Genomic DNA, 25,734 nt, shown 5'->3' on the forward strand with positions numbered 1-25,734 from the left:
TGTGATGTAACATTTTGGTGCGTATATTTAGTGGCCTGCTAGCAACACTGTTTATATTGGAACAGGCCAATGCCGCATCCTCACTTACTGCAGTTGCGACACATGCTTGTTGCCGATGTCGATGTCCGGGTGGCGCGTGTGGAAAATAAAATTGGTCAAGGGGTGTTTCGCCAGGTTCCAGCGTTCTTCCGCTGTGGCGACTTCAAATGACAGCACGCGGTGAGGCATGTTATTGGCGTGCCGCAGCGGGATATATCCCATGCCTGGATACACTTCGGAAAACAGCAGGCGGTCATACTGGCGGTCGATCGGTGAGCGGCCGGCAATGACCATCCAGTCGATGCCGTTTTCCACGCAATACAGGAAGTACGCCTTGAACAGCACGGTCTTGACGTTGCGGCCGATCTTCTGCTCGGTGACGCCAAGCCGGGTGGCTTCGGCCAGCGACTTGTTTTGCAGCCAGGCCGGCAATTCGACGGACTGTTCCAGGCTCAACGGGTTGTACCAGTTGGTCTGGATGCGCATGGTGCCGAGCGGCGAGCCGTCGAGCTTGGACTCGGCCAGCAGGATGGCAACGCCGCTGTCGCGGTCGTTCGGTTCGGCCATCTTGAGCGATTCGGCGAAACTGGGAACATGACGGGCATAGGCGGCGTAGCGGATTTGCAGTGCCTTGCTCAATTCTTCCTGCGTCTGCACCAGCCGCACTGTGAAGGGCAGGCGCTCTTCCGCGGTGGGTGCCGGGCGCGAGAGCGGCGCCTGCAAGGTGCGGTACTCGATATGGTGCGGAGAAAGGAGGGATGTATCCAGTTGGGTATCCATGGCGCGGTTCCTGGGGAAGCAGTGGTTAATGCAATGCATCGTAGCCCGTGCTTACCTCTTTGATAATTTGGAAAAGAGCAAGTAAACCCAGTCAGTTTCGGGGTTCGTGCCAGGCACTGGCGGCGGCGGGAGAAATTCAGCCTTTGCGCATGGCTAGCGCAATGCCGGCCAGGGTCATGCCGATTGCGGCGGCTTCGCGGCCACCGAGCGGCTCACCCAGCGCCAGCGCGGCTGCACCTACACCGATGACCGGCGTCAGCAGGGTGGCGACGGATGCGGTGGCTGGCGGCAATCGGCGTAGCGCCGCGAACCACGTCAGGTAACACACCGCCATGGGTACAATGGTCATGTAAATCATTACGCCGATGCCGGCGGGGCTGATGGCACCAAAATCTGGCTTTTCGACCAGCAGGCCGTACATCAGCATCGGTGCGCAACCCAAGGCCAGTTGCCAGGCCAGGCTGGTCAGGGGGGGCAACGCCAGCGGCGCCACTGCGACCGTTCCCAGGGCGAACAGGATGGCGGCACCCAAGGCAAACAGGACGCCCGGCAGCTTGTCGACGCCGAGCGCCAGTTCATGGCCGCCGAACAGCAGGCCAACGCCGCCAATACACAGGGCCAGTCCGCCAAGGCTGGTTGCACTGGGGCGCTTGCCGAGTAGAGGCCAGGCCAATAGAGTCGCCCAGACCGGCATGGTATAGACCAGCAGCGCTGCTTGGCCGGCGTGCAGCCAGCGCATCGACAATGTCGAGAACCCCATCCACGCGAATACATTGATAAAGGCGCTGACAACGAGCCGGATGATTTGCGCGCGGGGCACGTGCAGGGATTGCCCAAGACAAGCCGCAATACAGGCGATCGCCATGGCTGCGATCACGCCAGCGCAACCCCGGGCAAACAGCGGAGGCCATTCGGTCAGGAGAAATTTCATCGCTGGCCAGTTCACCCCCCAGCCAATGGAGGTGATGGCAAGGCAGATCAAGCCAATCGAACGGGGTTGCAGCTTGGGCAAATTCAGGCCATGCGAATTAGTGAACGGAAAGGTGTGTGCTGAAACATTGCAGCATAGCAGGCGCTGTTCGCATATGGTAACCGGTGGCGAGGATGTTTTCCAATTTTAATGCCTTTGTCTTGGGATGCTGCTGTGCGCAAGCCCTGGATGCTTGCGATTTTTTGAACACGCCAGGAACTTATTTGCATACTTTCCCTACGAAAGACATAGGCAAGGAATCTCTCTCCTGCGAGGTGCTTGATGGTTCGATCTGAATATGAGGCGTACAAACTCGAAATCCTGGTCGAAGCCGCGTGCCGTTATACGCTGGTGATGGATCTGCTGTCCCTGATACATGACATGCGCAATGGCGAGCCGATCAACTTTGCTGAATCGGAATTGATCAACACCGCCAGCGTTGCCGCACTTCTCGCCCGCGCAGAACGTCTCAGCCAGGGCATCGACAGAACCTAGCCCCGCCTCTTCACCCGTTGCACCATTTCACAAGCCGCGGCAAGCCTGCTAGACTTGAATACGTGAAATAAATGCGTGAAAAGCCAACCGGCTGCGATTCGGCTGACCGTTGCCTTGCGTGCGCGTGCCGCCAAAATGAACCAGGGAGGATGGATTGACTTCAGGCGTGAATTTCGACGGCATCGATGAGCGGTTCTTTGTACATGGCCGTATGGAGATCCTTGCCCTTCTGAACGAGTTTATTTATCGACACGAACCATTTCACGTGCATTTCGGCGTCGCCGAGCGCATCGTCACGCACCTGCTGGAGGCGCGCGATCAAGCCCTGGTATTCGAAGTCGCCGAGGTTGCGGCGGCCAATCAGCGTCTGGCGTCAGCATCGTCCTGCACCTTTCTTGCCTGCCCGGATGGCATTCGGGTGCAGTTTGCCGCAGGGCCGGCACAGCCAGTGTCCTGGGGCGGCAGCGCCGCGTTCAGTGTGCCGCTTCCCTCCCGCCTGGCGCGGCTGCAGCGGCAAGAGAGTTTTCGCGTGGTCTTGCCGCATGCTCAGGCGCCGCAGGTATCGTTGCATGCAAGCGATGGCACTCTGCTGGGTGCGTGGCCCTTGCACGATCTTAGCGCAGGCGGAATCAGCGTGGCGCTCAACAGCCAGGTCGAACTGGGACTGGCGCCGCAGGTCGCGCGCGTGCACCTGGTTCTTGACGGCCATGGCATCATCGACAGTGCGGTGAATTTGCGCCACGCAACCGCTCTGACGCAGGGGCGCGGCGGCATGGCATTTCGCATCGGGCTGGGTTTCTCGGGTATGCCGGATGCAATGCGGGTGGCGATCCAGCGTTACATCATCGATGTCGAGCATGCGCGCCGCAACGCTCACGTGTCCTTTGGCACGGAGGGCTGACATGCTGCCCTCACTGAGCGACGACCAGATCGAGGACCGCTATTTCCTGCGCGGCCGCATGGAAATCCTCAGCGTTCTCAATGACCTCATTCATTACCGCGAGCCCGTGACCGTGTATTTCAATGGTGGCCGTGATTTTTTTCAGACCATTCTGCTGGAGGCGCGCGCCGATGCGCTGGTGTTTGACCTGAGCGGCGACCCGGAAGCCAATCGGCGCCTGCCGGCCAGTTCCACCTGCCTGTTCGTGTCCCACCTTAATGGCATTCGCGTGCAGTTCATCGGGGCCCAGCCAGAGCGTTTATCGTGGGGTGGCAGCGAGGCGTTCCGGGTGCCACTGCCGGAGCGCCTGGTGCGCGTGCAGCGGCGCGAGAGTTACCGCATCCTGCTGCCGGTCGCCAAGCCCCTGATGGCCAGGCTGTTTGCCGAGGATAACGGCGCGGTCGGCGAATGGCCGGCACACGACTTGAGCGTGGGCGGCGTGGGCCTTGCCGTAATTGGCCAGCCGCCAGTCGAGGCGGGTCAGGTAATTGCCCGCCTGGCCCTGAAGCTGCCCTTGCCCGTCACAATCGATTGCGCCGCGCAGGTGCGTCATGTCACGCAGATCGCCGAGCGTCAGGAGGGGGATCGCTATCGCATCGGCTTGTCGTTTGTTGATTTGGCGCCGGCCGCCAGCGTGGCGATACAGCGCTATATTACGCGGATCGAGCATGAACGACGCGGCCTGGACACTGGCGGCGTGGGCGGCTGAATCACGCCGCACGCAGTTCCCAGCAATCGGTTGGCGTGCTCGCCTGGCTGGTTTTGACCAACCACTCTTTCTCAAGCAACACCAGTTCCGTTTCCAGCGCCGCGCTCGTATGAGTGTGGACATTTGCCGCGACATCGCCCGGCATGCGTTGCCGGAACGCCCGTTGAAACCATGTCAGCACCGCCGGGCAGTGCACTCCCGAACTCAGGTCCACGACAAACAAATGAAATACATCCTTGCGGTAAGCCAGCGAGGCTTCGCTGAGTATCGCGGCGACTGCCGGCGCAGTTTGCTCGACTTCGTATTCCATCCCTATTTTCTGCTCGTAAGCATGCTCTTCCCTGAAATTTTCCAGCATTTTTTTCAACGTCACCAGCCATCCTTCCCAGCACAAGAGCGCCGGGTCTGTCGCGCCGGACAAGTTGCCGCCGGAGCGTGCTTCCTTCATCATTTTCATGTGGCCTTCCGATGATTCGACCCAGTCCTGTACCGCCGGCAGCCATTCGCCGAACTTGCCGCGACTTTTGAGCAGAGCATGCTCGACCACTTGCTCCAGTCGTTGGCGCTCCAGTGCCGAGGCGAGTGTGGCGCCGAGGTACAGTATGCGCCCGTCGAGCACCTGCCGAGCCGGTTCCAGCCGCATCTTGCCCAACTCCAGCCGGCAGTCCGGCGCCACGCCCATGACAAGGTGGTCCGGGGCGGCAACGCCGATGCGGCGGCAAGTCTCGTGTACTAGCATCCATAGAGACGGCGCATCGTGCGCCGTGACCGGCTTGCCGGTCCGGGTCTTGCTGAAGCCGCGCCACAGGCGCCAGGCCGCAAGCACATGCGGCGGCACGCGGATGACCGCAATAATGCCGATGATGACGGCCAGTTGCAGCCCGACAGTGTCATTGCCCCACCAGATATGCGGAACGAACCAGACCGTCATGGCAGCAATCAGGCCGCGTGTCATGACCATCGCCAGCGTGAGCAGAAGGCCGATTGCGCCGAGCCATGAGGCATTGCGCAAGATCCTTTCCTGCCAGCGCGGTGGCCAACCGGGCAAGCTTGCCGTGAGTAGCATGAATTTCGGGATGAGCATCAAGAGGCCCAGCGCCAGCCAATGCGTGAATGTCGCCGGTGCGTAAAGCGCGCACATGCCGGCGCTACTGGCCTGGCAGACATCGGCGAGCGAATGCACTTGGCCCGGATTGGAGCGGAGCCAGTCCAACTCCAACTTGTGCAAGGCTTCGCCGGCCCAGTACCATGCCAACAGCGGAATTGGTACCATCAGCGCAAGATAACGAAAAGGGCTGAAGGGGACTGGCTTGTGAATGGCAGAGCGCGAATAATCCTTGCGCGGATCGACTTCCCGGGCATCTAACATGGCTTTATCCCTGGCATCTCATGTCACCGCGCTGTTTTTGCCGCATCGGCCTGCTGCTGTGGTTCACGCGCCAGGTGCCGCTTCATGAATGCAAACGTCCGTTCCTGCGCTTCCTGGGTGGCGGCAGCGTCGAAGCTGAAGGTCATGCGGTCGCCACGGAAAGTCATGGTCGACCTGCCGCTGACTTCGGCAAGATCCCAGCCATGCACAGCCTGTGGAAAGACATACCATTCAACTGGCGCGCCGCCGGCTTGCAATTCCTGCAGATGAGGCACGCAGTCATAGGCCGGCGTGTAGCTGTCTTCGCCACCCATCAGCAATAGCAACGGCGTATCGATGTCGGGCCGCAGGAAGTCGAGTTCCCGCTTGGCATAGCGGGCTGACATATAGCATAAGGGATACCAGGCGACACTGGCGGCATAGCGTTGTTGGGCCGTATACGGATCAGAAGACTTTTTAGAGGCCAGCATCAGCGCGATCGTGCCGCCCTGGGAAAATCCTGCGACGGTAATGCGCTGCGGATCGACTTGCGGGACCTTGCTCAAATAGTCGAGCGCATCGTAGGCGTCCTTGAGGCGCCGTGCCATGGAAACCTTCAGGGGCGCAACGCAGTTGGTGAGATGGCCGCGCATGCTGTCCAGCACCATCACCGCATAGCCTTGCGCAAGGCCGGCCTCGACCCGCTTGCGCATCCTGTCGCCGATTCTGCCGCCGCAATCCGGCAGCAGCACCAGCGCCGGGAAAGGCCCTTGCCCGGCCGGCTTGAACACCGCGTTGCCCGGTGTGCCGAACATGCCCAGTTTGCCCGCCTCGTTTTCGAAGTGCAAATCGTCTCCGGTGGCCCGCACTTCCTGCGCCTGCTCCCGGAAGTATTCGTCGAACTCATGGGCTGCAGTCGCGCTTGCCGCTGGCTGCAGATGCCGCTGCTCCTGCCAGGATCCGCCATCGCCATAGAATACCCAGCGGCCATCTGCCTTGTGCAGGCGAGCGCGCGCCGGGATGGCACCGGCCTCTGTCTGGACTTCGCCGCGGATATGGGCAAAGTCGCCGTCTTGGCGCAGTTCCTTGACTTGCCACTCGTAGCGCCGCGTATGTGGAAACAATTTGCGCATGGCAGCAAGATCCTTTTGGTTGGTTACCCGAAAGGCGGGATGGTGCAGCGCGAGCGCGGCTTCCAAATCATTGCCGGCCCAGGCGGCGCCATTGGCATCCAGCAGTTGCCGGATCTCCGCCGGAACAGGGACATTGGCCCTGGGATACATGTGCAGCTTGTGCGTACCCTCGGTGTCGAAAGACATCGCCAGCGCGCGGCTGGCTGGGGCGAGCAGTTCCTTCCAGGGACTGGCCTGCGGGTTGACAGTCATCCAGCCATAGCCGCTGCTGGCACGCTTGGGAAACGCGGGCGGGGTGATGACTGCCTTGTTTTCAGCGCCATCCTTGCCCAGGACGAGCCAGTCGTCGCCATTTTTTGGCCAGTCATCGCGATAGGTCGAGGACTTTCTGGTGATCACGCCTTCAAATCCGATATCGGCAAGCGGCGCGCCATCACGCCGCAAGGCGATGTGCCACTGCCGGGCGATGCTGCGGCGAATATCGATATCTGCAAGAAATTTGGGAAAGCCGATGGCCTTGCCTGATTCCACCGCCAGCCAGTCGGATTCCGGCATGGCGAGGATGTGCCAGATGTTTTCCCCATCCTTGCTCGCCAGTATGCTCAGCTGCGCCATCCTGTAAGGGCTTTGCGGCGCGCCCATGCCTTGCCAGTCGGCGACCGACACCCTCACGTAGGGACGCTCAGGCAGGGTGTACCCTGCTGGCAGGTGGCGCCGGTACGTATCCAGGTCGCGCGGCGTGAAATCGGCCACGACATGCGCTGCCCGCTGGTACAGGCTGGCTTCCTCGTATTTCTGGTTGCCTCGCAATTTCCACTGGCCCGCTTCCCGCACCAGTGTTGACCCCGCCTGCAACGGCAGCAACTGCAAGTCCGGCGCCAGTACGCCTTTCTCGGAAAAGCCATAGGCGCTCACTTCCACATGGTCGGGATAGGTGCGGAACTCGACTGGCCTAACATCAACTTTGCCCAGGTGCTGCCGGTTTTTTTTCAGGTGGGCGAGAAACGCTGTGCGATCCATGCCCTGGTGAAGAAAGTCCTTTGACAGCAATTGCGCCACTGCGTTGGCATCCGGACTGGCGTAGGCATGGCCAAGCTCGCGCAGCAACCGGCCGATGTCGTCCGGCACGGCAATTGCCGCCGGGGCGCTGCGGCGGGTCGGCAATTGATTTGCATCGAATTTTATTTGCGTCAAAGTTACGCCGCCAATGACGAGCAGCGTGCCGAGCACCGCCAGCGTGCGCCGGCTGAAAGGCAAGGCATGCCGACGGCCATTCAGCAAGGTCCCTATCGGCGTGTAGCGTACCAGGAGATGGTAGCTCAGCAGGCACACTGTCGTTGTGGCTGCCATGTTGATGGCCATCTTGGTCAGGGCGCCATACGGCGCGTCGTACAGCAGCACGCCAAAGCCGACCGTGGCCGTCATGTGCACCAGATACACCCAGTACGAACTGTCTGCAATATAGGCCAGGAAGCGGTTTTGCGCCGGCAGGTAGCGCATGAACAGGCCGATCAGGGCGAAACTCCACAGCCAGCTGGCACAGTGATACAGGAAGGCCATTCCGGCCCAGGCGTAGGGTGCCGCATGCGCTTGCTTGAGCAGGACATCGTAGACGCCCATGGCGACAATGAAGAAAGCCAGTCCTGCCGCCAGGTAGCGCCAGCAATGCTGCATATACGATGCCAGCAGCCTGTCCTGTTGCCGGTACAGGTAGTAGCCGAAGACGAAGAACAGGCCGTTGTGGATCAGCTCGGTGGCGCGCGGCAGCAGGGAGCCGTCCGGCGCGACGATGCCATTCCAGTAAAATGCGCCGGTTGCCGCCAGCGGCAGCGTCAAAACCAGAAACCCCCACCAGCGCGATGCCAGGAAGTACCACGTCGCGGCGATGCGGTCTCTTGCGCGGGCGGGGATATGCCGCGCTGCCAGGCAGCACAGGGCGGTGAGGGCGCAAAACCACAGCAGGTAATACAAGAACCACAAATGCATGGTATTGAGCAGCGGGCCATCGGGAAGCTGCGGCGGCTGGCCCTCGGCGTCGAGCGGCATCAAGGCCAGATACTGCATGATGAGGGCGCCGGTGCCGATGTAGACCAATGGCCAGAACACCAGAAAGGGCAGGCCGATGCGGCGCAGGCGGTGCTTGAGCATGCCGCCGTAGTCGCGCCGCGCCACCAGCAGCGCGACAAAAAAGCCTGCCAGGATGAAAAACACCGGCATGCGGAAAGTGTGGATGACGGCCATCGCCAGGTTGGCCGCGGGCGTGGTTTCCGGATCGCGCCAGGGCAGCGGGGATATGCCGACCATGTGATTGACGGCGACATGCAGCACAACGCCGAGCCACATCATGATCGCCCGCAGGTTGTCGAGCGAATGGAAACGTTGTGCCGTGGTCATGGATCAGCCTCACTTGTATTGTCTTGCATTTGTGCCAATGAGTTTAAACGTTCACGTTAAGTGACGGTCAAGGATTGCAAGACGGGAGCGATGGAGTGTTGTTGCGATGCTACTCTGGCAATCGGTGCGGTGAGCCTTTGTTTAGCCCGGAGAAGAAAGTCGGACGGCGTGCGGCTGGCTTTTCGAGGCAAAATCGATTGACGAAAAAAACGCCGGCTTAAAGCCGGCGTTTTTTATTTTTCCATCATCACACTTTATTTTTCCATCGTCACCCCGGCGCCATGCGCCTGCTGGTCTGCGTGGTAGCTCGAACGCACCATCGCGCCTACAGCCGCATGCACGAAGCCCATCTTGTAGGCTTCATCTTCGAACATCTTGAAGGTATCCGGATGCACATAGCGGCGCACCGGCAAATGGTCTCCTGACGGCATCAGGTACTGGCCGATGGTCAGCATGTCGACGCCGTGCGTGCGCAGGTCGCGCATGACTTGCAGGATTTCGTCGTCGGTCTCGCCGAGACCCACCATGATGCCCGACTTTGTCGGGATTTCCGGATGCAGTTCCTTGAAACGCTTGAGCAGGTTCAGCGAGTATTCGTAATCCGAACCGGGGCGCGCTTCCTTGTACAGGCGCGGCACGGTTTCCAGGTTATGGTTCATCACATCCGGCGGTGCTGCCTTGAGGATTTCCAGGGCGCGGTCCATGCGGCCGCGAAAATCCGGCGTCAGGATCTCGATGCGAGTGTTCGGCGACAGTTCGCGCACGCGGCGGATGCATTCGGCGAAGTGGCCGGCGCCGCCATCGCGCAAGTCGTCCCGATCCACCGACGTGATGACGACGTAATTGAGCTTCAGGGCCGCAATCGTCTTGGCCAGGTTTTCCGGCTCGTTGACGTCGAGCGGATCCGGGCGGCCATGGCCGACGTCGCAGAAAGGGCAGCGCCGGGTACACTTGTCTCCCATGATCATGAAGGTCGCCGTGCCCTTGCCGAAGCATTCGCCGATGTTGGGGCAGGAGGCTTCCTCGCACACTGTCACCAGCTTGTTGGCGCGCAGGATATCCTTGATTTCATAGAAGCGCGTGGTCGGCGACCCTGCCTTGACGCGGATCCAGTCGGGTTTCGGCAGGCGTTCTGCCGGCACGATCTTGATCGGGATGCGCGCGGTCTTGCCGGCGCCTTTTTGCTTCTCGTTCGGGTTGTAGGCGGGCGCGGCTTGCGCGTCGTTCTTGTCGTTTGCGTTGCTCGGATTGCTGTCCATGATGTGAACCACGCTGCAGATGGTGATTCCGGCAGGGTTGTTGCCGGAGGCGCCATCGCGGGCGTGCCTATCCTTTCAATCGTTCCAGTAGGTTGTGAGTGAGTGCTGACTGTACTTCGGCCAGGGGCGCGGCAACACCCAGGGTTTTCATGTCCACGGTTTTCAATCCCGCATAGCCGCAGGGATTAATCCAGGAAAAAGGCGCCAGGTCCATGTCGACGTTCAGCGCCAGTCCATGGTAAGTGCAGCCGCTGGCGCGTACCTTCAAGCCCAGCGCGGCAATCTTGGCGCCTTGCCAGGGGCCTTGGGCGACATAGATGCCGGGCGCGCCCGCCTTGCGTTCGCCATCGAGATTATACGCCGCCAGGGTATCGATGACGGCTTGTTCGATGGCGTGCACCAGTTCGCGCGCATACAGGCGGCCACCGCGGCCGCGCTTCAGATCCAGCAGGAGGTAGGCAATCGCCTGGCCGGGGCCGTGATACGTCACCTCGCCGCCGCGGTCGGTCTGTACCAGTGCAATGCCGTGGGCATTCAGGACATGCGCCGGATCGGCACCCAGGCCCAGCGTATATACCGGCGGATGTTCGACAATCCATAATTCGTCGGGCGTTTCGGCATCGCGCCCATCGGTGAAGGCGCGCATGGCGGCAAAGCTTGGCGCATAGTCAACCAGGCCGAGATGGCGCACCAGCACTACAGCACCACCTTGACCATCGGGTGCGAGGACAGTGCGCGGTAGAGGTTGTCGAGCTGTTCACGGCTGGTGGCGCGCACGGTCACAGTCAGCGCAAGGTAATTGCCCTTCGAGGAAGGGCGCATTTCCATTTTGCCGGCGTGGAAACTCGGGTCGTGCAGGGTGACGACTTCCACCATGGTCTGGGCAAAGGCATCTTGCATTGCGCCCATGATCTTGATGGGGAAGTCGCTCGGGTACTCGATCAGGCTGTCGGTTGGCTGCGGCATGGCATTTCTACAATCTATGGTCGTTCCGCAGCTATTTTACGCCGTTCTTACTGCAGCCACAGGCGCATGGCATCCCATGCACGGCCGAATATGCCGGCCTGGCTGATTTGTTCCAGCGCGAGCACCGGCAACTCGGCGACCGGCTTGCCATCGACCACCATTTTCAGGGTCGCGACCTGGGCATTCAGGTCGATTGGTGCCACCAGCGGGTCCTTGCGTTCCAGTACCGGCTTCATCTTGGCGGCGGCGCCCTTGGGTACCGTCACATAGACGTCGTGGTTAAAGCCGATTTTCAGCTGGTTTTTCGACCCTTTCCAGACTTGCGGCGTATCCACCGCCTGGCCCTTGGCGTACAGCTTGACGGTGTCGAAGTTCTGGAAACCCCAGTTGAGGATCTTCTGGCTTTCCTGCGCGCGCATCTGGTCGGAAGTGGTGCCGATCATGATCGAGACCAGGCGGCGGTCGCCGCCCACGCCCGGGCGCTTGGCCGTGGAAATCAGGCTGTAGCCGGCGGCTTCGGTATGGCCGGTCTTCATGCCGTCGACGGACGGGTCGAGCCACAGCAGGCGGTTGCGGTTGGGTTGGGTAATCTTGTTATAGGTATAACTCTTGGTCGAGTAAATCTTGTAGAGCTCGGGGAAGTCATTGATCAGGCGCGTGGCCAGGATCGACAGGTCGCGCGCGGTCGAATAATTGTCGGGGCTCGGCAGGCCGTGCGCGTTGGCAAAGCGAGTCGATTTCATGCCCATCTTCTGCGCTTCCTGGTTCATCAGGGCAACGAAGGTTTCTTCGGTTCCGGAGACTGCCTCCGCCAGGGCGACGGCGGCGTCGTTGCCGGACTGGACGATCAAGCCATACAGCAGGTCGTTGATCTTCACGGGCGTGGCCGGGTCGATGAACATTTTCGAGCTGCTCGGATCGACTTTCCAGGCGCGCACCGACACGTTTATGCTCTGGTTCAGGTCGAGCCGCTTGTCGCGGATCGCGGCGAATGCCAGGTAGGCCGTCATGATCTTGGTCAGCGATGCGGGCTCGATGCGCAAATCCGGTTCATGGGTGGCGACGACCTGGTTGCTGGTGGCGTCGAGCAGCAGCCAGGACTTGGCGGCCAGGGTCGGTGCCGGCAGGCTTTGGGCGAAGGAGGGGGCAGCAAATAGCAGGCTGGCGGCGCAGGCCGCAAATAGTTTTTTCATGGGTAGGGCGTTCAAACGAAAGGGAAGTAACAGCGGGGAATGCTGCATTATAGCCCCCCGCGCTTAGGTGAAAATGAAGCCGGACGCGGTTTGGTCTAGCGGTGCCACATTTCGACCACGAAATTCTTGATATGTTGCAATTTTCTGTGGAAAAAATGGTCGCAGCCGGGAATCACGATCACCGGCAAGTCTTGCGGGCGGGCCCAGTCGAGGACGTCACTTAACGGAATGGTATCGTCCTGTTCGCCATGGATGACAATGGTATTGGCCGGGACTTCGGGCACTGGCCACTTGCCGGCGGCAGTGCCGGTCAGGACCAGCCGTTCGGCCGGGCGGCCCTGGGCGGCGAGGCGCTGCTGCAATTGCGCCTGCACCAGTGTGCCAAAGGAAAAACCTGCCAGCGCCACCGGCAAGCCCGGGTACTGCGCCAGCACATGATTCAATAACAATTCCATGTCGTCGGTTTCGCCGCGGCCTTCGTCATGCACGCCGGCGGAGGCGCCGACGCCACGGAAGTTCATGCGCACGGCGACATAGCCGATGCCGGTGAAGGTGCGCGCCAGCGTGGTGGTCACCTTGTTATCCATGGCGCCGCCGAACAGCGGATGCGGATGCGCGACCAGCGCGATGCCGCGCGGGGCAGGATAATGATCTGCATCTGGCAGCTCCAGCACGCATTGCAGCGGGCCGGCGCCACCGGCCAGGGTAAACGGCTGATGGCGCGCGCTCATATCTTCAGGCGCTCGACGACCTTGCCGCCGACGAGGTGTTCGTCAATGATTTCATCGATGTCGTGGGTGTCGACATAGGTGTACCAGGTGCCTTCCGGGTAGACCACTAGGACCGGACCTTCCTCGCAGCGGTCGAGGCACCCTGCCTTGTTGATGCGCACCTGCCCCTCGCCTGACAGGCCCAAGTCCTTGATGCGGCGCTTGGCATGCTCCTGCGCCTGCTGGGCGCCCTTGTCAAAGCAGCATGGACGGCCTTCCTCGCGATGGTTCAGGCAAAAGAATACGTGGTGCTGATAATACGGTTTGTCGCTCATGGCGCGAAAGCTCCTGGCTGGCGTGAGCCGTACATGATACACCGCCCTCACTTGCGTTTCATGCGGTGCGTGGGATGCAGCAGGAACCAGAGCGCAAAGGCTGGCCACATCAGGGAGAGGAATTGTGCGGCGCCGTTAAAATTGAGGAATTTCCCCTGTACCCAGCTTTGCAGGGTGGCGGCGAAATACGGATTGCCCGGCAAGAGATTGACGAACAACAGGCTCACCGCCAGCATCAGCACGGCAATGCGCCGTTGCGCCACCGCCGGCGCAAAGGACAAGCCGAACAGCATGACGCCGCCGAACATCAGGCCGCCCAGTGCGCCCGGCGTCAGCCAGCTGAAAGCGTTGGCCGGGTTGAACAGCAGGGCATTGGCGAGTGTCTTGAAAGCCAGCGTCGCCGCCACCAGCAGCAGCGCCAGCGGCGCGCGCGGCGCCGCTGGCTTGAGCATCACCAGCAGCAGCAGCACTGCGCCAGTCATGCCGCAAGCCGTAATCGCCGTCTCTGCCAGCCAGTATTGCTCGACCGTGAGCTCGATGCCGGCGCGCAGCACGGCGGCCAGGTCGAAGGATTCGTCCAGCCATGCGCTGATCCATTCCGACAGGATGGGCGAGAGCTGGCCGTGGCCAAACAGGTAGGCCTGCGGATAGATTTGCGCCAGCGGCCAGAGCCCGGCAACGATCAGGCCCCGACCGGCGTCATCAAAGAACCAGTGCCGGCGCAGGCTTAAAAACCGGCTTTGCTCGAGAAAGGTCGGGGTCAGGAATACACCGGCGATGCCGCCGGCCAGACTCCCGGCAACGTTGGTATAGAGGTCGAGGTTGGACGACACCCGCGAGGGCAGGAAGGTCTGCGCCGCTTCCATCGAGCCCGACAGCAGCACGCCGGCGGTCAGCGCCAGCAAGATGGCCCAGGTGCTGCGTACATGCGGATAGGCGGCAAAGGCAACCAGGATGCCGAAGGGAATGTAGCCGACGACATTGGTCAGGGCATCGAACACTGTCCAGTAATGCGGCAGCGGGCCAAATAGAAATGCGTAGGGCAGGATGCCGTTGTCGCGCCAGCCGGCAAACGGAAACAGGCTGGCATAGACGATCAAGAGGAGATACATCAGCAGGCCGACCCGGGCGAAGGTCGAGGCTGCTGGCGGATGCTCCCGGGTGACAGACATGCCCGGCCTCAGCGCTTCAGGGGCTGGGTAGCCAGCCATGCCAGCATGTCGGCGATTGCGGCATCGCTGGCGCCGGCCAGCGCACGGGCGGCGCCGGCAGCGTCGTTGCTCGCCGCCGGCTGGCGCACGGCAAAATTCTTTTGCGCCACCAGCGTGCGGCCGTGATAGAGCGTGGCGCGCAGCGCGATGCTGCCGTAACTCTTCTCTGGCGACTCGAACACGTGGGTAAAATCGTCCGCCTCGATTTTCAGTAGCGCGAGGTTGCTGGCGCCATCGACAGCGGACACTGCCACGCCACCCGCCTGGACGATGCGTGCCTTCAGGCGCTGGCCAAACAGGTCGGCCGGCTGCATGATCCAGCGCTGCTGCGCATAGGCGCGCGGTTGCTGGGCATCTGCATACAGCAGACGGTAAAACATCAGCGGGCTGTCGAGCCAGGCCGCAGGCGTGATTTCGGCCACGCTGACGGCAATCGGCCGCTGCGCCGCCGGTGCCGTGGCGGCGGCAGGGCCAAGGGTGGGCAGGGGGCCAAGGTCGTACAGGTTGGCCGGCGACTGGCGGCCGCTTTGCACGGTGCAGCCGGCAAGCAGCAAAGCGCCGCACAGGAATGGCAAAAAGAGGTGGCGTACGAAGGTTTTTTTCATGGCGGGCGCAATGGGCATGGTCTTCAATTGTTTTCCGGCGCGACAAAACCGGATTCGCCCGGTCCGGGCGCGCGGCCGCTGACGCCGAACAGAATGCTTTGGGGCTGTTCGCGGAAAGTATCGATGGTGCGATTGAGTGCGCGCAGGGTCGAGCGGGCATCGTGTGCCAGCGGCAACGCTTCGGTTTCGATCCGGTTGGCGACAGCGCCGACCTGGTCGATGGTCGTGGCCAGTCGGGTGACCGTGCCATCCGGCCCCTGCAGGCTCGTCGTCAGGGTATTCAGGTTATTGCTCAAGGCGCTGACGTCGCGCGACAAGGCATTGATCGAGGCCAGCGTCTGGCTGGTCTGGTCAGCCAGCGCCGGCATTTTGGCCAGCGTCGGTTGCAGCTGGCGCGGGATGGTCTCAATCTGCTTTGCTGCCTCGCCGACGGACTGGAAAGCCGACAGGATCATTTTTTCGTTTTCCGGCGTCAGCATGCCATTGATGCGGCGGGTCAGCTCTTCGGCATGCGTGAGGATTTCCATGCCCTTGCTTTGCAGGGTGTCGAACAGGCTGGGGCGCATTTCGATGCGCGCCACCTGCTTGTCCGAACTGTGCAGACGCACGGGCTTGCTGCCGTCGTCATCGAGTTGCACATAGGCGATGCCGGTCACGCCCTGGTAGCCCAGCGTGCCGTAGGTCGATTGCGTCACAGGCGTGTCGGCCTGCACCCGCATGCGCACCAGGATCTGGCCGGGCACGTTGGGGTCGAAGTCGATGCTCTCGACCTTGCCCACATCCAGGCCGCGGTAGCGCACGGCAGCCTGCGGATTGAGTCCGGGAACCGACAGCTTGGTGGCGATCTCGTAGGGGATCGTTTCGGTTTCGTCGCGCCCCAGCCACATGGCGATTGCCACAGCGGCCGCCAGCAGCGCAAGCGTGAACAATCCAGCCAGTAAGGCATGTGCCTTGTTTTCCATAATCTCGCCTCGCTCTAACCGTTATGGGCGCGCTGTTTTGCCGCGCACCTGTTCGAGTGCACGCAGGCTGCGCTCACCCCAGAAATAATCCTCGATGAAGGGATGCTTTACTGCCATCACTTCCTCGCGCGTGCCGTCGGCAATCACGTGCTTGTCTGCCAGCACCGCGATGCGCGTCGATAGCGCATACAGCGTATCGAGGTCGTGCGTGATCATCACCACCGTCAGCGGCATCGACTTGTGCAGCGCGCGGATCAGTTCGACGAAGCTGTCCGACATGGCAGGGTCGAGGCCGGCGGTCGGTTCGTCAAGAAAGAGCAATTCAGGCTCCAGCGCCAGTGCGCGCGCCAGCGATACCCGCTTGACCATGCCGCCGGACAGGTCGGCCGGCATCTTGGTTGCTTCCGCTGGCGTGATGCCGACCTGGTGCAGCTTGAACAGGGCAGCGTCGCGGATCAGCGATTCCGGCAGCGTGCGCAATTCGCGCATCGGCAGCGCCACGTTGTCGAAGGCCGACAGCGCCGAAAACAGCGCGCCGTGCTGGAACAGCATGCCCCAGCGCTGGCGCAACTGTTCCAGGCGCGCGGCGTCGCCGTTTTGCATATTCTCGCCAAAGACTTCGACCGTGCCGCGCGCAGGCCGGTTCAGGCCGATGATCTGCCGCACCAGCGTGGTCTTGCCAGTGCCGGAGCCGCCTACCAGCGAAAGAATTTCACCGGCCTGCACCTCCAGGTTCAGGTCCTGATGCACGACATGGCTGCCAAAGCGGGTCCACAGGTTGCGCACCCGGATCACTGGTTCGGCGCCCGGCGGCGTTGCGGTAGGCGGATGCCCCTGCATCAGATCAGGCCCACGTCACTGAAGACGATGGCGAACACGGCATCGGCCACGATGACGATGGTAATTGCCGTGACCACCGAGATGGTGGTGCCCTGGCCCAGGCTTTCGGTATTGGGTTTGATGCGCAAGCCGAAATGGCAAGCCACCAGCGCAATCAGGATGCCGAATACCCAGCCCTTGCCCAGGCCAATCCAGTAATTCGCCAGCGGCACGGCGTCCGGCAGGCGCTGCACGAAATAGGCCGGCGACAGGTTCAGCTCCAGCTCTGCGGCGACCATGCCGCCGGTCAGGGCCATCGCATCGGTCCAGATCACCAGCAGCGGCATGGCCACAGACAGCGCCATGACTTTGGGCAGAATCAGGCGGAAACCGTGCGGCAGGCCCATGACCAGCATGGCATCGAGCTCTTCGGTAACGCGCATGACGCCCAGCTGGGCGGTAATCGCCGAGCCGGAGCGGCCAGCCACGAGGATCGCCGCCAGCAAGGGGCCGAGTTCGCGCACCACGCTCATGCCGAGGATATTGACGAGGTAAATGTCGCCGCCGAAAGTGCGTAATTGCTGCGCCGACAGGTATGACAGCACCACACCGATCAGGAAGCCGACCAGCGCCGTGATGCCCAGCGCCTGGTAGCCGGCGTGGTAAACGTTGGCCGAAATCTCCTTCCACGGTGCGCGACGCGGGCGCCGCAAAAGGGTGCCGATGTCCAGCACAAGTTGCCCCAGCAGCGCCAGAAATCCGAGAACATGGTCGAACAGTCCGCGCCATGCCTTCAGCAGCTCTGCCAGCGGCAGCAGGGATTTGTTGGCAGGTACTGGCAAGGCCAGCGTACCAGCCTCCTGCAGGCGGTCGAAATAGGCCTGGTGTCGCGGCGAGATGGCCAGGCCTGGAGGCACCTTGTTTCCCCAGGCATTCCATAGCCATTGCGCGCCGATATGGTCGAGCGCAGTCAGCCCCGACAAATCCCAGGCGCAAGCCTGCGGGGCAGCGTGTGCCTTCGATAAAGATGTTTGCAGGGCAGGTAATACGCCGGCTTGCGCCAATGCATGGACTTGCCATGCGCCACGGGCGCAAAGGCGAGAGGCATCGCTGGGATCCGGGGTCAATACCGGGTTTTCGAACGGGGGCATGCCTTGAGTGTAAGGGAGAATGGCAAAAACGTCATCTTGGGCAATATTTGTTACTAAATTTCGTTAAGGCAAGACTTTGCGCAGTGCTGTTTCGCCAATACCAATTTGTTGCATTAAAGTAAAGATTTTTTACCAAGCATTCAGGTAGTTGTGGTAACGTAATATGGCAAGTTGTATACAAGACAGATTATTTCCTGATTGCAAGGAAATGGCGGAGACATGGACAAGAGCGTGCTGCTGGTCGAAGACAATCCGGATGAAATCCTGCTCGCCAGGCGTGCATTCGCGCGGGCAGGCCTGGGGGAGAATCTGCGGATTGCCGAAGGCGGTGAAGCGGCGTGCCGTCTGCTGCTGCAAGACGGTGGCGATGCGTTGCCGGCACTGGTGCTGCTTGACTGGCAAATGCCGGGGATGGATGGGCTGGCGGTATTGCGTGCATTGCGCCAGGCGCGCCCGCAATCTGCAGGTGCTGCCCTTCCGCCCGTCGTGATCCTGTCTTCATCGGACGATCCGGGCGATATTGCCGCAGCCTATGCCGCCGGTGCCAACAGTTATTTGCGCAAGCCAGTCGATTTCGAAATTTTCGCGCAGCTGGTGAGCGATCTGCATCGCTACTGGCTCACGCATAACGTTTTGCCGGTGGCGCAGGTACGCACATGAAACGCACTCTGCTGCGCGTGCTGCTGGTCGAGGATGCGGACGACGATGCGCAATTGCTGTTGCGCCTGTTGCGCAAGGAAGGGTACGTTCCCGACTACCTGCGCGTAGACAATCGCCGCGACATGAGCGAGGCGCTGGCAAATTCGAACTGGGATCTGATCATTTCCGATTATGCGATGCCGGGCTTTACCGCGCATGACGCGCTGGACGTCTACAAGCATGCGGTGCTCGATATTCCGTTCATTATTGTTTCCGGCCATATCGACGACGTTTCCGCTGTGGCGGCGATGCGCGCCGGCGCCCACGACTATCTTTTGAAAGATAATCTTGCCCGGCTGGCGCCCGTCATTGCCCGCGAGCTTGATGAAGTGCGTGTGCGCATTGCCAAGCGCCGCGCCGAGCAGGAGCTGCGGTTTCATGCCTGCCATGATCCGCTGACGGGCCTGCTGAACCGCCGCGAGTTCGAGCGCGCCCTGGAGCATGCCTTGCGCGTGGCCGAGCGCGACTTGTCGCAGCACGTGCTGTGCTATCTCGATCTTGACCAGTTCAAGCTGGTCAATGACACCTGCGGCCATGTGGCCGGCGACGAACTGCTGCGCCAGTTGAGCGCCAGCTTAAGCCAGCGCATTCGTGCAGCCGATACGCTCGCGCGCCTGGGCGGCGACGAGTTCGGCTTGCTGCTGTCGAATTGCCCGCTCGACGACGCAATCAAGATGGTTGCCACACTACAGGAGTTGATCCGCGACTTCCGTTTCCAGTGGCGCGACGCCGTGTTTCAGATCGGCTGCAGCATCGGCATCACCCCGATCGGCGCCGACACGGCCGACGCCGGCGAGGCCATGAGCGCGGCCGATGTCGCCTGTTACGTCGCCAAGGAACAGGGCCGCAACCGCTACCACGTCTACCAGACCGACGATCGCGAGCTGGCGCAGCGGCGTCGGGAAATGCAATGGATTTCGTGCATCAGCGCGGCGCTGGAAAAAAATGGCCTGGCGCTGTATCAGCAGCCGATATACCGCATCGGGCAGGACGCTGCGCCGGTACTGGCTGGCCACGAAATCCTCTTGCGCATGGTGGATGAAGACGGCACGCTGATCCCGCCCAATGTTTTCATTCCGGCGGCCGAGCGCTTCAAGCTGATGGCGCTGGTCGACCGCTGGGTCGTGCACCGACTTTTTTCCGCCATCGCAGCCGGCCGGCTGCAGTGCGATCTTGGCGGCGATGACATGCCCTTGTTCATCAACATATCGGCCGCGACGGTCAATGACGCCGCTTTTTTCGATTACTTCCATCAGCAATTGGTGGAGTTCGCCATCCCGCCCCGCAAAGTGTGCCTGGAAATCACCGAATCTGCCGTGATCGCCAATCTTGCGGGCACGACGCCGCTGTTCGCACGTTTGCGCGAAATTGGCTGCCGGTTTGCCCTCGATGACTTCGGCAGCGGCCTGTCATCGTTCGGCTACCTGCGCCACCTGCCGGTGGATTTCGTCAAGATCGATGGCGGTTTCGTACGCAACATCGCCAGCAATCCGGTCGACCTGGCGATGGTCGAAGCGATCAACAAGATCAGCCACGTCATGGGTTTGCAGACGGTCGCCGAGTTTGTCGAATGCGACGAGGTGCTGCAAATGCTGGTGGCGCTGGGCATCGAATATGCGCAAGGCTATCTGCTGGGGCGCCCGCAAGTCGTTGTGGATGCCGGTGCATGAGCGTGCTTACGCCTGCTCCGCTCTATGGCCGCCGCCAGGCGATCGCCCGGCTCACCCATGCCTGCCGCCAGGTCAATCCGTCGCGGCCGGTATGGTTATTGGCAGAAGGCCCTGCCGGCATCGGCAAGACCAGCCTGGTGGGTTTTGTCAGGGTGGCGTTGCAACTGGCACCGACCCAGTTCGGCGCGGGCAAGTTCGAGCAATTCCACCGCCAGACGCCGTACGGCGCGCTGATCGTTGCCCTGCGCACGCTGCTGCAGGCGGTGATGGTCTTGCCGGAGCCGCAGCGTGTGGAATGGCGCGACATCCTGCGCGGCAACGCAGATACGCAGCTGGCGCCGCTCGCCGAAGTCTTGCCGGAACTTTCTTTCTTGCTCGGGCCGTTGCCGGTGCCTGCGGCATTGCCGCCGAAAGAAGCGCAGGAGCGCCTGGAAACGGCGTTTTGCCGCTTCATCGCTTGCTTTGCAAGAAGTGGTCATCCGCTGCTGTTGTTTCTCGATGACTTGCAATGGGCGGATGTGGGCACCTTGCGCCTGTTGCGCCATTTTCATGGGGACAATCCACCGGGCCACCTGATCGTGCTGGGCACGTTCCGCGACAATGAAGTAACCGCCCTGCATCCCTTGACGCAGTTGCTGGAGAGTCTGGAAAAGCAGCCGCTGTCACCTACCCGCATCCGGCTGGCGCCGCTGTCGGCCGCCGACATCGAGGAATGGCTGGCCGATGCTTATGGCATCGACTCGCCGGCGGCGGCGACATGGCTGCAGCAGCAGTCCGAGGGAAATCCCTTGTTTGTCGGCCAGCTGCTGGGCACGCTGCGCGAACGCGGCGTGCTGCATCGTGGCGGTGGCAGTTGGCAGTGGGATGCCAACTGCCTTGCCGAGGCGCACTTGGTGGCAAATATACTTGGATTCATGGAGGCGCGGCTGCGCGAACTCTCGCCGGAGCAGCAAAGCCTGCTGTCCTGCGCTGCCAGCCTGGGAACGGAATTCGGCGAGGATGAATTGATGTGCATCCTGGACTTGTCGCGCACGCAAGTGCAGACCGTTCTTGCGCGTACTGAAGAGGCGCAATTGACCGAGCATGTACGCGACGGCAATTGGCGCTTTGCCCACGACCGTATCCAGCAAGCCGCCTACCGGCTGCTGCCGGAGGCAGAGCGCCAGCAGCAGCATCTGCGCATCGGCCGCCTGCTGCTGGCGGCAACGCCGCCGCAGGCGCTTGATGCCGCCAGTTTCGACCTGGCGGCGCAATTCAATCATGCCGGCGCATTGCTGAGCACACCGGATGAACGCCTGGCAGTGGCCGATCTGAACTTGCGCGCCGGCCGCCGCGCCAAGGCAGCAGCGGCGTTCGAAGCCGCGCTGAGTTACTTCCGCGCCGGCCACGCCCTGTTGCCGCCGACCGCCTGGAACAGCCACTATCCGCTGATGTTCGCACTGGCGCTGGAAAGCGCAGAATGCGCCTATGCCACCGGCGAGCTGGCGCAGGCCAGCCGCTTGTTCGAAGAAACCCTGGCGCATGCGCGCGACCGCCTTGACCGTGCCCGCGTCTACGGCATCATGATCGTGTTCGCCCTCAACGCCGGCTGCGCGCGCGAAGCCTGGGAGCACGGCAGCGTGTGCCTGGCCGAGTTCGGCATTGATCTGGGCGGCGATGACGAGGCGCTGGCTTGCGCCATCGAGCGCGAGGAGCCGCGCCTGCGCCAGTCGCTGGCGGCGGAAGACCCGCAGCGCTTGATTGACGCACCTTCGGCTTGCAATGCCGAGCAGGAAGCCGTGGGCGACCTGCTGTTGCGGCTGTATGTTGCCGGCTACCAGCTGGGCAAGAATCCGTATGCCTACATCACGCTGCGCATGCTCGAATTCGGTCTTGGCACGAGGCATAAGCCAGCCCTGGCGTTCGGCATACTGAATTTTTCCGTCATCCTGATTGCGCGCCATGGCGCCTATGGCGAAGCCGAGCGGCACGCGCAAACGGCGTTGCAGCTGGCGCGGCAGATCGACGATACAAGACTGCGCGCGAAAATCGACTATACCTACGGCTCGATGGTGGCGCACTGGACGCGGCCGGTTGCGGTCGGCCTGCAGGCGCTGGAGCGCAGTTGCGAGCTGGCGATGGCCAATGCCGACAAAGTCTATACGGGGCTGGCCCTGAGTTTCAGTTTTCGTGCCCGCATCATGGCAGGCGAGACGGTGCCGGCGTTGCTGCAGGCATGGGAGCAGACCGCTCCCGTCATCCATCAGATCAATGCCGTGCCGATTGTCGCCATGTATGCCCTGAACCGCCAATGGCTGCGCGCCTGGCAGGGCGGCACCAAAGCGCCGGCCAGCCTGGCCGGCGAAGATTTCGACGTGCAGGCGTTCGAGGCGCAGCTGCAATCCCTGCCGGCGAAGTCGCCCTCGCACTGGTTCAGCTTGCTGCAGGCGATTCTTGCGTACATGCATGGTGATCTGGCACAGGCGCACCGCTTGATCGGTCAAGCCGATGTCCACCTCGACGCCGTGGCGGGGCAACTTGCCATTCCGGAGCATCATTTCTGGCGCGCGCTGATCATGCATGCGCATGGCGATGGCGAAGCCTTGCAGTCGGGCCTGCGCCTGATGGAGGAGTGGAGCGCCGCGTGCCGCGACAATTTTTCCAGCCGCGCGTTGTTGTTGCGCGCCGAGATGCTGCGTTCAGGTGCGCAGCTTGAGGCGGCGTTGGAGGCGTATCACGCCGCCATCGAATGCGCACGGCAACAGAACCACCTGCTCTTGCTGGCACTGGGACTGGAGCGGATCGGCGATTATTTTCTGGCGCTAAAGCTGAACCACCAGGCGCGTGCCTACCTGCAGGAGGCGGTCGGCGCCTACCAGGCATGGGGCGCCCAGACCAAAGTCCATCAGCTGCAGGCGCGCTATCCGGAGCATGCGGTGTTCCCAGGCCATGCCGACAGCGATGCGGTGGCAATCGCTTCGCAATCGATCCTGTCGGTACTGGGCGATATCCACCTCGATCGCCTCTTGCGCAGGCTGCTGCCGCTGCTGGCCCGTACCATCGGCGCCAGCCGGGTTGCTGCCTTTATCGTGCGCGAAGGTGAGTTGATGCTGGAAGGGCAGTATGCCCACGGCATTGGCGGTGACGATTATCCTTTGCCGCTGCCGCTGCAGCAGGCGACAGACTATCCGGCGCAACTGATTGCCGACAGCTGCGAATTGCGCCAGCCGATCATGCTGGGCTCGCCCGGGCAACATCCGCAATACGGCGCCATCGAATGCTGGCGCCGCCATCCGGCGGCCGCCTTGCTGTGCCTGCCTATCCTGCGTCATGGCCGGCTGCTCGGCGCCCTCTATCTTGAACGCTCGCAGGGCGAGTCGTTTGCCACCACGCTGTCGTTGCTGGAATCGCTTCTGCGCCAGCTTGGCACGGCGCTCGAGAATGCCCTGCTGTATGCGGATCTTGAACAGCAGATCGTCGAACGCAGCCGCGCGGAAAAGATTGCGCGCGAAGGCGAGCGTCGCTGGCGTGCATTCCTCGATCATGCCAGCATGGCAGTGCTGAAGCTGGACCTGGTCGGCACGATCGAATATGCCAATCCGTTCCTGTGCGACCTATTCGAGTATGCCGAGGATGAACTGATTGGCAAGGACTGGGCCCACGTACTGCTGCCACCCAACAAGCAACATGTCGGCGCGCAGGCGAATTTGCTGGCGCAATTGCAGGCACACGGCCACTTTGGCAGCTGGATCAAAATGTACACCAGGGCCGGACAGGAACGTCTGATCGCCTGGTCCAGTTCACTGCTGCGCGACCCTGATGGCCGGCCGCTGGGCAGCATCAGCATCGGCAGTGACATGACCGACCAGCGCCGGGCGGAACAGGCCCTGCGTGAGCTTAACGAAGAACTGGAACAGCGCGTGACGCAGCGTACCAGCGACCTCGCGGCCGCCAACCAGGAACTCGATTCGTTTGCCTATTCGATTTCACACGATCTGCGCGCGCCGTTGCGCAGCATCGACGGTTTCAGCCAGGCTTTGGCCGAAGATTACGGGCATAGCCTTGACGACGCCGCGCATGATTACCTGCGCCGGGTGCGCGGCGCTGCGCACCGCATGGGCGGCATGATCGATGCCATGCTGAGCATGTCGCGCCAGACGCGCGGCAGCCTGGTGACCGAAGATGTGGACCTGTCTGCCATGGCGCAGGAGGTGCTGGAAGAATTGTGCCAGCGCACACCCGGCCGGCGCGTGCGCATCAATGTCGCGCCTGCGCTGCGGGCGCATGCCGATGCCCGCCTGTTGCGCCTGCTGCTGGATAACCTGCTGGGCAATGCCTGGAAATACAGCGCCAGAGTGGACGTCACCGAAATCACCTTCGACGCCGCGCGACAGGAGGGCGCCACGGTGTACTGCGTGCGCGACAACGGCCCGGGTTTTGACATGGCCCGCGCCGGCAAGCTGTTTCATGCTTTCCAGCGCCTGCAAACCGACGTCGAGGGCCACGGCATCGGCCTGGCGACCGCGCAGCGCATTATCCATCGTCATGGCGGGCGCATCTGGGCAGAAGCCGAGCCCGGCCGCGGCGCCGCCTTTTACTTTACGCTAACTACCTGAACTGGCGGTTGCTGCCGCCGTTGACATGGATGATCTGGCCGGTCAGCGCGGCGCAATCTGCATGGGAAAAATGCACGACTTGCCTGGCGACTTCCCACGGTTCGATCAGTTTGCCGGTCTGGGTTTCCCTGACGAAGCCGTGCGTTTGCTCCGGGCTCAGGTCGGCAATGAATTCCGTCCGGGTAAGCCCCGGCGATATCGCCAGCACCGTGATGTCCGGCGCCAGTTCCATGGCCAGCGAGCGCGTCAGCGCTTCGACCGCGCCCTTGCTGGCGGCATAGTGCGCATTGAGCCGGGTGCCGAAGGCCGCCAGCGAGGCAATGTTGATGATTGTGCCAAATCCCTGCCTGCGCATGGCCGGGACGATCTCCCTGCACATGTACATGACTGAAAAGACATTGACGCTGAACTGCCGTTGCAGCGTCTCCGGCCGAATATCCTCGACGGCGACATGCTCGCCATCCTGCTTGGCGACGATGCCGGCGTTATTGACCAGCACATCGACGCGGCCACCCATCCAGTCGAGCGCTTTGCTGCAGGCCGCCTGGACGCTGGTCAGGTCGCTCACATCGGCTTGATAAAAGCGCGCCCGTTCATCGCCGAGTTCGAAGTTGATTCCCTCGGCCATTTCCTTGCCCGCTTCATCGATATCGAAGAAACAGGTGCGGTAACCTTCCTTGACGAACTTGTAGACGGTCGAGCGGCCGATGCCATTGACGCCGCCGGTCACGATGACGTTTTTCAGATGCAT

22 protein-coding genes are annotated in these 25,734 nt (G+C 61.9%); 6 read left to right on the plus strand and 16 right to left on the minus strand.

Going from position 1 to position 25,734, the window contains the following annotated elements:
• Positions 1 to 84: 84 nt before the first annotated feature.
• Both EKL02_RS02940 and EKL02_RS02945 read right to left on the minus strand, forming a co-directional pair.
• On the minus strand, positions 85 to 819 hold the full coding sequence (locus tag EKL02_RS02940; RefSeq protein WP_128900647.1) for a hypothetical protein: 735 nt from the start codon (positions 817 to 819) through the stop codon (positions 85 to 87).
• A gap of 136 nt (positions 820 to 955) precedes the next feature.
• Positions 956 to 1,750 (minus strand): DMT family transporter, encoded by a 795-nt coding sequence (locus EKL02_RS02945; RefSeq protein WP_241687770.1) that lies wholly within the window; start codon positions 1,748 to 1,750, stop codon positions 956 to 958.
• A gap of 321 nt (positions 1,751 to 2,071) precedes the next feature.
• Between EKL02_RS02945 and EKL02_RS02950 the strand changes: the two genes are divergently transcribed.
• The 3 genes from EKL02_RS02950 to EKL02_RS02960 all read left to right on the plus strand — a co-directional run bounded on the left by EKL02_RS02950 (position 2,072) and on the right by EKL02_RS02960 (position 3,933).
• Complete coding sequence (locus EKL02_RS02950; RefSeq protein ID WP_128900649.1) at positions 2,072 to 2,284, plus strand: hypothetical protein; 213 nt, start codon at positions 2,072 to 2,074, stop codon at positions 2,282 to 2,284.
• A gap of 154 nt (positions 2,285 to 2,438) precedes the next feature.
• Positions 2,439 to 3,185 carry a flagellar brake protein gene (locus tag EKL02_RS02955; protein ID WP_128900650.1) on the plus strand — a complete coding sequence of 249 codons (747 nt, stop codon included), beginning with the start codon at positions 2,439 to 2,441 and terminating at the stop codon, positions 3,183 to 3,185.
• A gap of 1 nt (position 3,186) precedes the next feature.
• Positions 3,187 to 3,933 (plus strand): flagellar brake protein, encoded by a 747-nt coding sequence (locus tag EKL02_RS02960; RefSeq protein ID WP_164931933.1) that lies wholly within the window; start codon positions 3,187 to 3,189, stop codon positions 3,931 to 3,933.
• A gap of 1 nt (position 3,934) precedes the next feature.
• Here the strand turns inward: EKL02_RS02960 and EKL02_RS02965 are convergent, their stop codons facing one another.
• The 13 genes from EKL02_RS02965 to EKL02_RS03025 form a co-directional block, all read right to left on the minus strand.
• Positions 3,935 to 5,302: a hypothetical protein gene (locus EKL02_RS02965; protein WP_128900652.1), complete on the minus strand. Its 1,368-nt coding sequence runs from the start codon at positions 5,300 to 5,302 to the stop codon at positions 3,935 to 3,937.
• 23 nt (positions 5,303 to 5,325) lie between these two features.
• A complete protein-coding gene (locus EKL02_RS02970; protein ID WP_128900653.1) occupies positions 5,326 to 8,808 on the minus strand; it encodes an acyltransferase family protein in 3,483 nt (1,160 codons plus the stop codon).
• 254 nt (positions 8,809 to 9,062) lie between these two features.
• Positions 9,063 to 10,067, minus strand: a complete 1,005-nt coding sequence (gene lipA, locus EKL02_RS02975; RefSeq protein WP_128900654.1) for a lipoyl synthase — start codon at positions 10,065 to 10,067, stop codon at positions 9,063 to 9,065.
• Between the two features lie 67 nt (positions 10,068 to 10,134).
• Positions 10,135 to 10,764 (minus strand): lipoyl(octanoyl) transferase LipB, encoded by a 630-nt coding sequence (lipB, locus tag EKL02_RS02980; RefSeq protein WP_128900655.1) that lies wholly within the window; start codon positions 10,762 to 10,764, stop codon positions 10,135 to 10,137.
• Entirely contained in the window at positions 10,764 to 11,033 is a 270-nt protein-coding gene (locus EKL02_RS02985) for a DUF493 family protein (protein WP_128900656.1), read from the minus strand. Before EKL02_RS02985 ends, lipB begins: the two co-directional genes overlap by 1 nt.
• 47 nt (positions 11,034 to 11,080) lie before the next feature.
• Entirely contained in the window at positions 11,081 to 12,226 is a 1,146-nt protein-coding gene (locus EKL02_RS02990) for a D-alanyl-D-alanine carboxypeptidase family protein (RefSeq protein WP_128900657.1), read from the minus strand.
• A 95-nt stretch (positions 12,227 to 12,321) separates the two neighbouring features.
• The gene (locus EKL02_RS02995; RefSeq protein ID WP_128900658.1) at positions 12,322 to 12,957 is read right to left on the minus strand and encodes an alpha/beta hydrolase; all 636 of its coding nucleotides are present in this window, start codon (positions 12,955 to 12,957) and stop codon (positions 12,322 to 12,324) included.
• Positions 12,954 to 13,271 carry an NAD(P)H-dependent oxidoreductase subunit E gene (locus EKL02_RS03000; RefSeq protein ID WP_128900659.1) on the minus strand — a complete coding sequence of 106 codons (318 nt, stop codon included), beginning with the start codon at positions 13,269 to 13,271 and terminating at the stop codon, positions 12,954 to 12,956. The genes EKL02_RS02995 and EKL02_RS03000 overlap by 4 nt, the downstream gene beginning before the upstream one ends.
• Before the next feature lie 47 nt (positions 13,272 to 13,318).
• Positions 13,319 to 14,443, minus strand: a complete 1,125-nt coding sequence (locus EKL02_RS03005; protein WP_128900660.1) for a VanZ family protein — start codon at positions 14,441 to 14,443, stop codon at positions 13,319 to 13,321.
• Between the two features lie 8 nt (positions 14,444 to 14,451).
• Positions 14,452 to 15,105: an ABC-type transport auxiliary lipoprotein family protein gene (locus EKL02_RS03010; protein WP_241687771.1), complete on the minus strand. Its 654-nt coding sequence runs from the start codon at positions 15,103 to 15,105 to the stop codon at positions 14,452 to 14,454.
• Between the two features lie 5 nt (positions 15,106 to 15,110).
• The gene (locus EKL02_RS03015) at positions 15,111 to 16,049 is read right to left on the minus strand and encodes an MlaD family protein (RefSeq protein WP_128900662.1); all 939 of its coding nucleotides are present in this window, start codon (positions 16,047 to 16,049) and stop codon (positions 15,111 to 15,113) included.
• A 21-nt stretch (positions 16,050 to 16,070) separates the two neighbouring features.
• Positions 16,071 to 16,889 (minus strand): ATP-binding cassette domain-containing protein, encoded by an 819-nt coding sequence (locus EKL02_RS03020; protein WP_128900663.1) that lies wholly within the window; start codon positions 16,887 to 16,889, stop codon positions 16,071 to 16,073.
• Entirely contained in the window at positions 16,889 to 18,019 is a 1,131-nt protein-coding gene (locus EKL02_RS03025; protein ID WP_128900664.1) for an ABC transporter permease, read from the minus strand. The genes EKL02_RS03020 and EKL02_RS03025 overlap by 1 nt, the downstream gene beginning before the upstream one ends.
• Positions 18,020 to 18,238: 219 nt before the next feature.
• Here EKL02_RS03025 and EKL02_RS03030 point away from each other — a divergent pair, with 219 nt between their 5' ends.
• From EKL02_RS03030 to EKL02_RS03040, 3 genes are read left to right on the plus strand one after another with little or no spacing between them, the layout of a single operon-like run.
• Positions 18,239 to 18,679 carry a response regulator gene (locus EKL02_RS03030; RefSeq protein WP_128900665.1) on the plus strand — a complete coding sequence of 147 codons (441 nt, stop codon included), beginning with the start codon at positions 18,239 to 18,241 and terminating at the stop codon, positions 18,677 to 18,679.
• Positions 18,676 to 20,388, plus strand: coding sequence for an EAL domain-containing protein (locus EKL02_RS03035; protein WP_128900666.1), 1,713 nt, complete (start codon positions 18,676 to 18,678; stop codon positions 20,386 to 20,388). The genes EKL02_RS03030 and EKL02_RS03035 overlap by 4 nt, the downstream gene beginning before the upstream one ends.
• Complete coding sequence (locus EKL02_RS03040; RefSeq protein ID WP_164931934.1) at positions 20,385 to 24,983, plus strand: AAA family ATPase; 4,599 nt, start codon at positions 20,385 to 20,387, stop codon at positions 24,981 to 24,983. The genes EKL02_RS03035 and EKL02_RS03040 overlap by 4 nt, the downstream gene beginning before the upstream one ends.
• Here the strand turns inward: EKL02_RS03040 and EKL02_RS03045 are convergent.
• Positions 24,976 to 25,734, minus strand: a complete 759-nt coding sequence (locus tag EKL02_RS03045; protein WP_128900668.1) for an SDR family oxidoreductase — start codon at positions 25,732 to 25,734, stop codon at positions 24,976 to 24,978. The genes EKL02_RS03040 and EKL02_RS03045 overlap by 8 nt on opposite strands.

The sequence above is a fragment of the Janthinobacterium sp. 17J80-10 genome, assembly GCF_004114795.1.
Classification (GTDB): domain Bacteria; phylum Pseudomonadota; class Gammaproteobacteria; order Burkholderiales; family Burkholderiaceae_D; genus Paucimonas.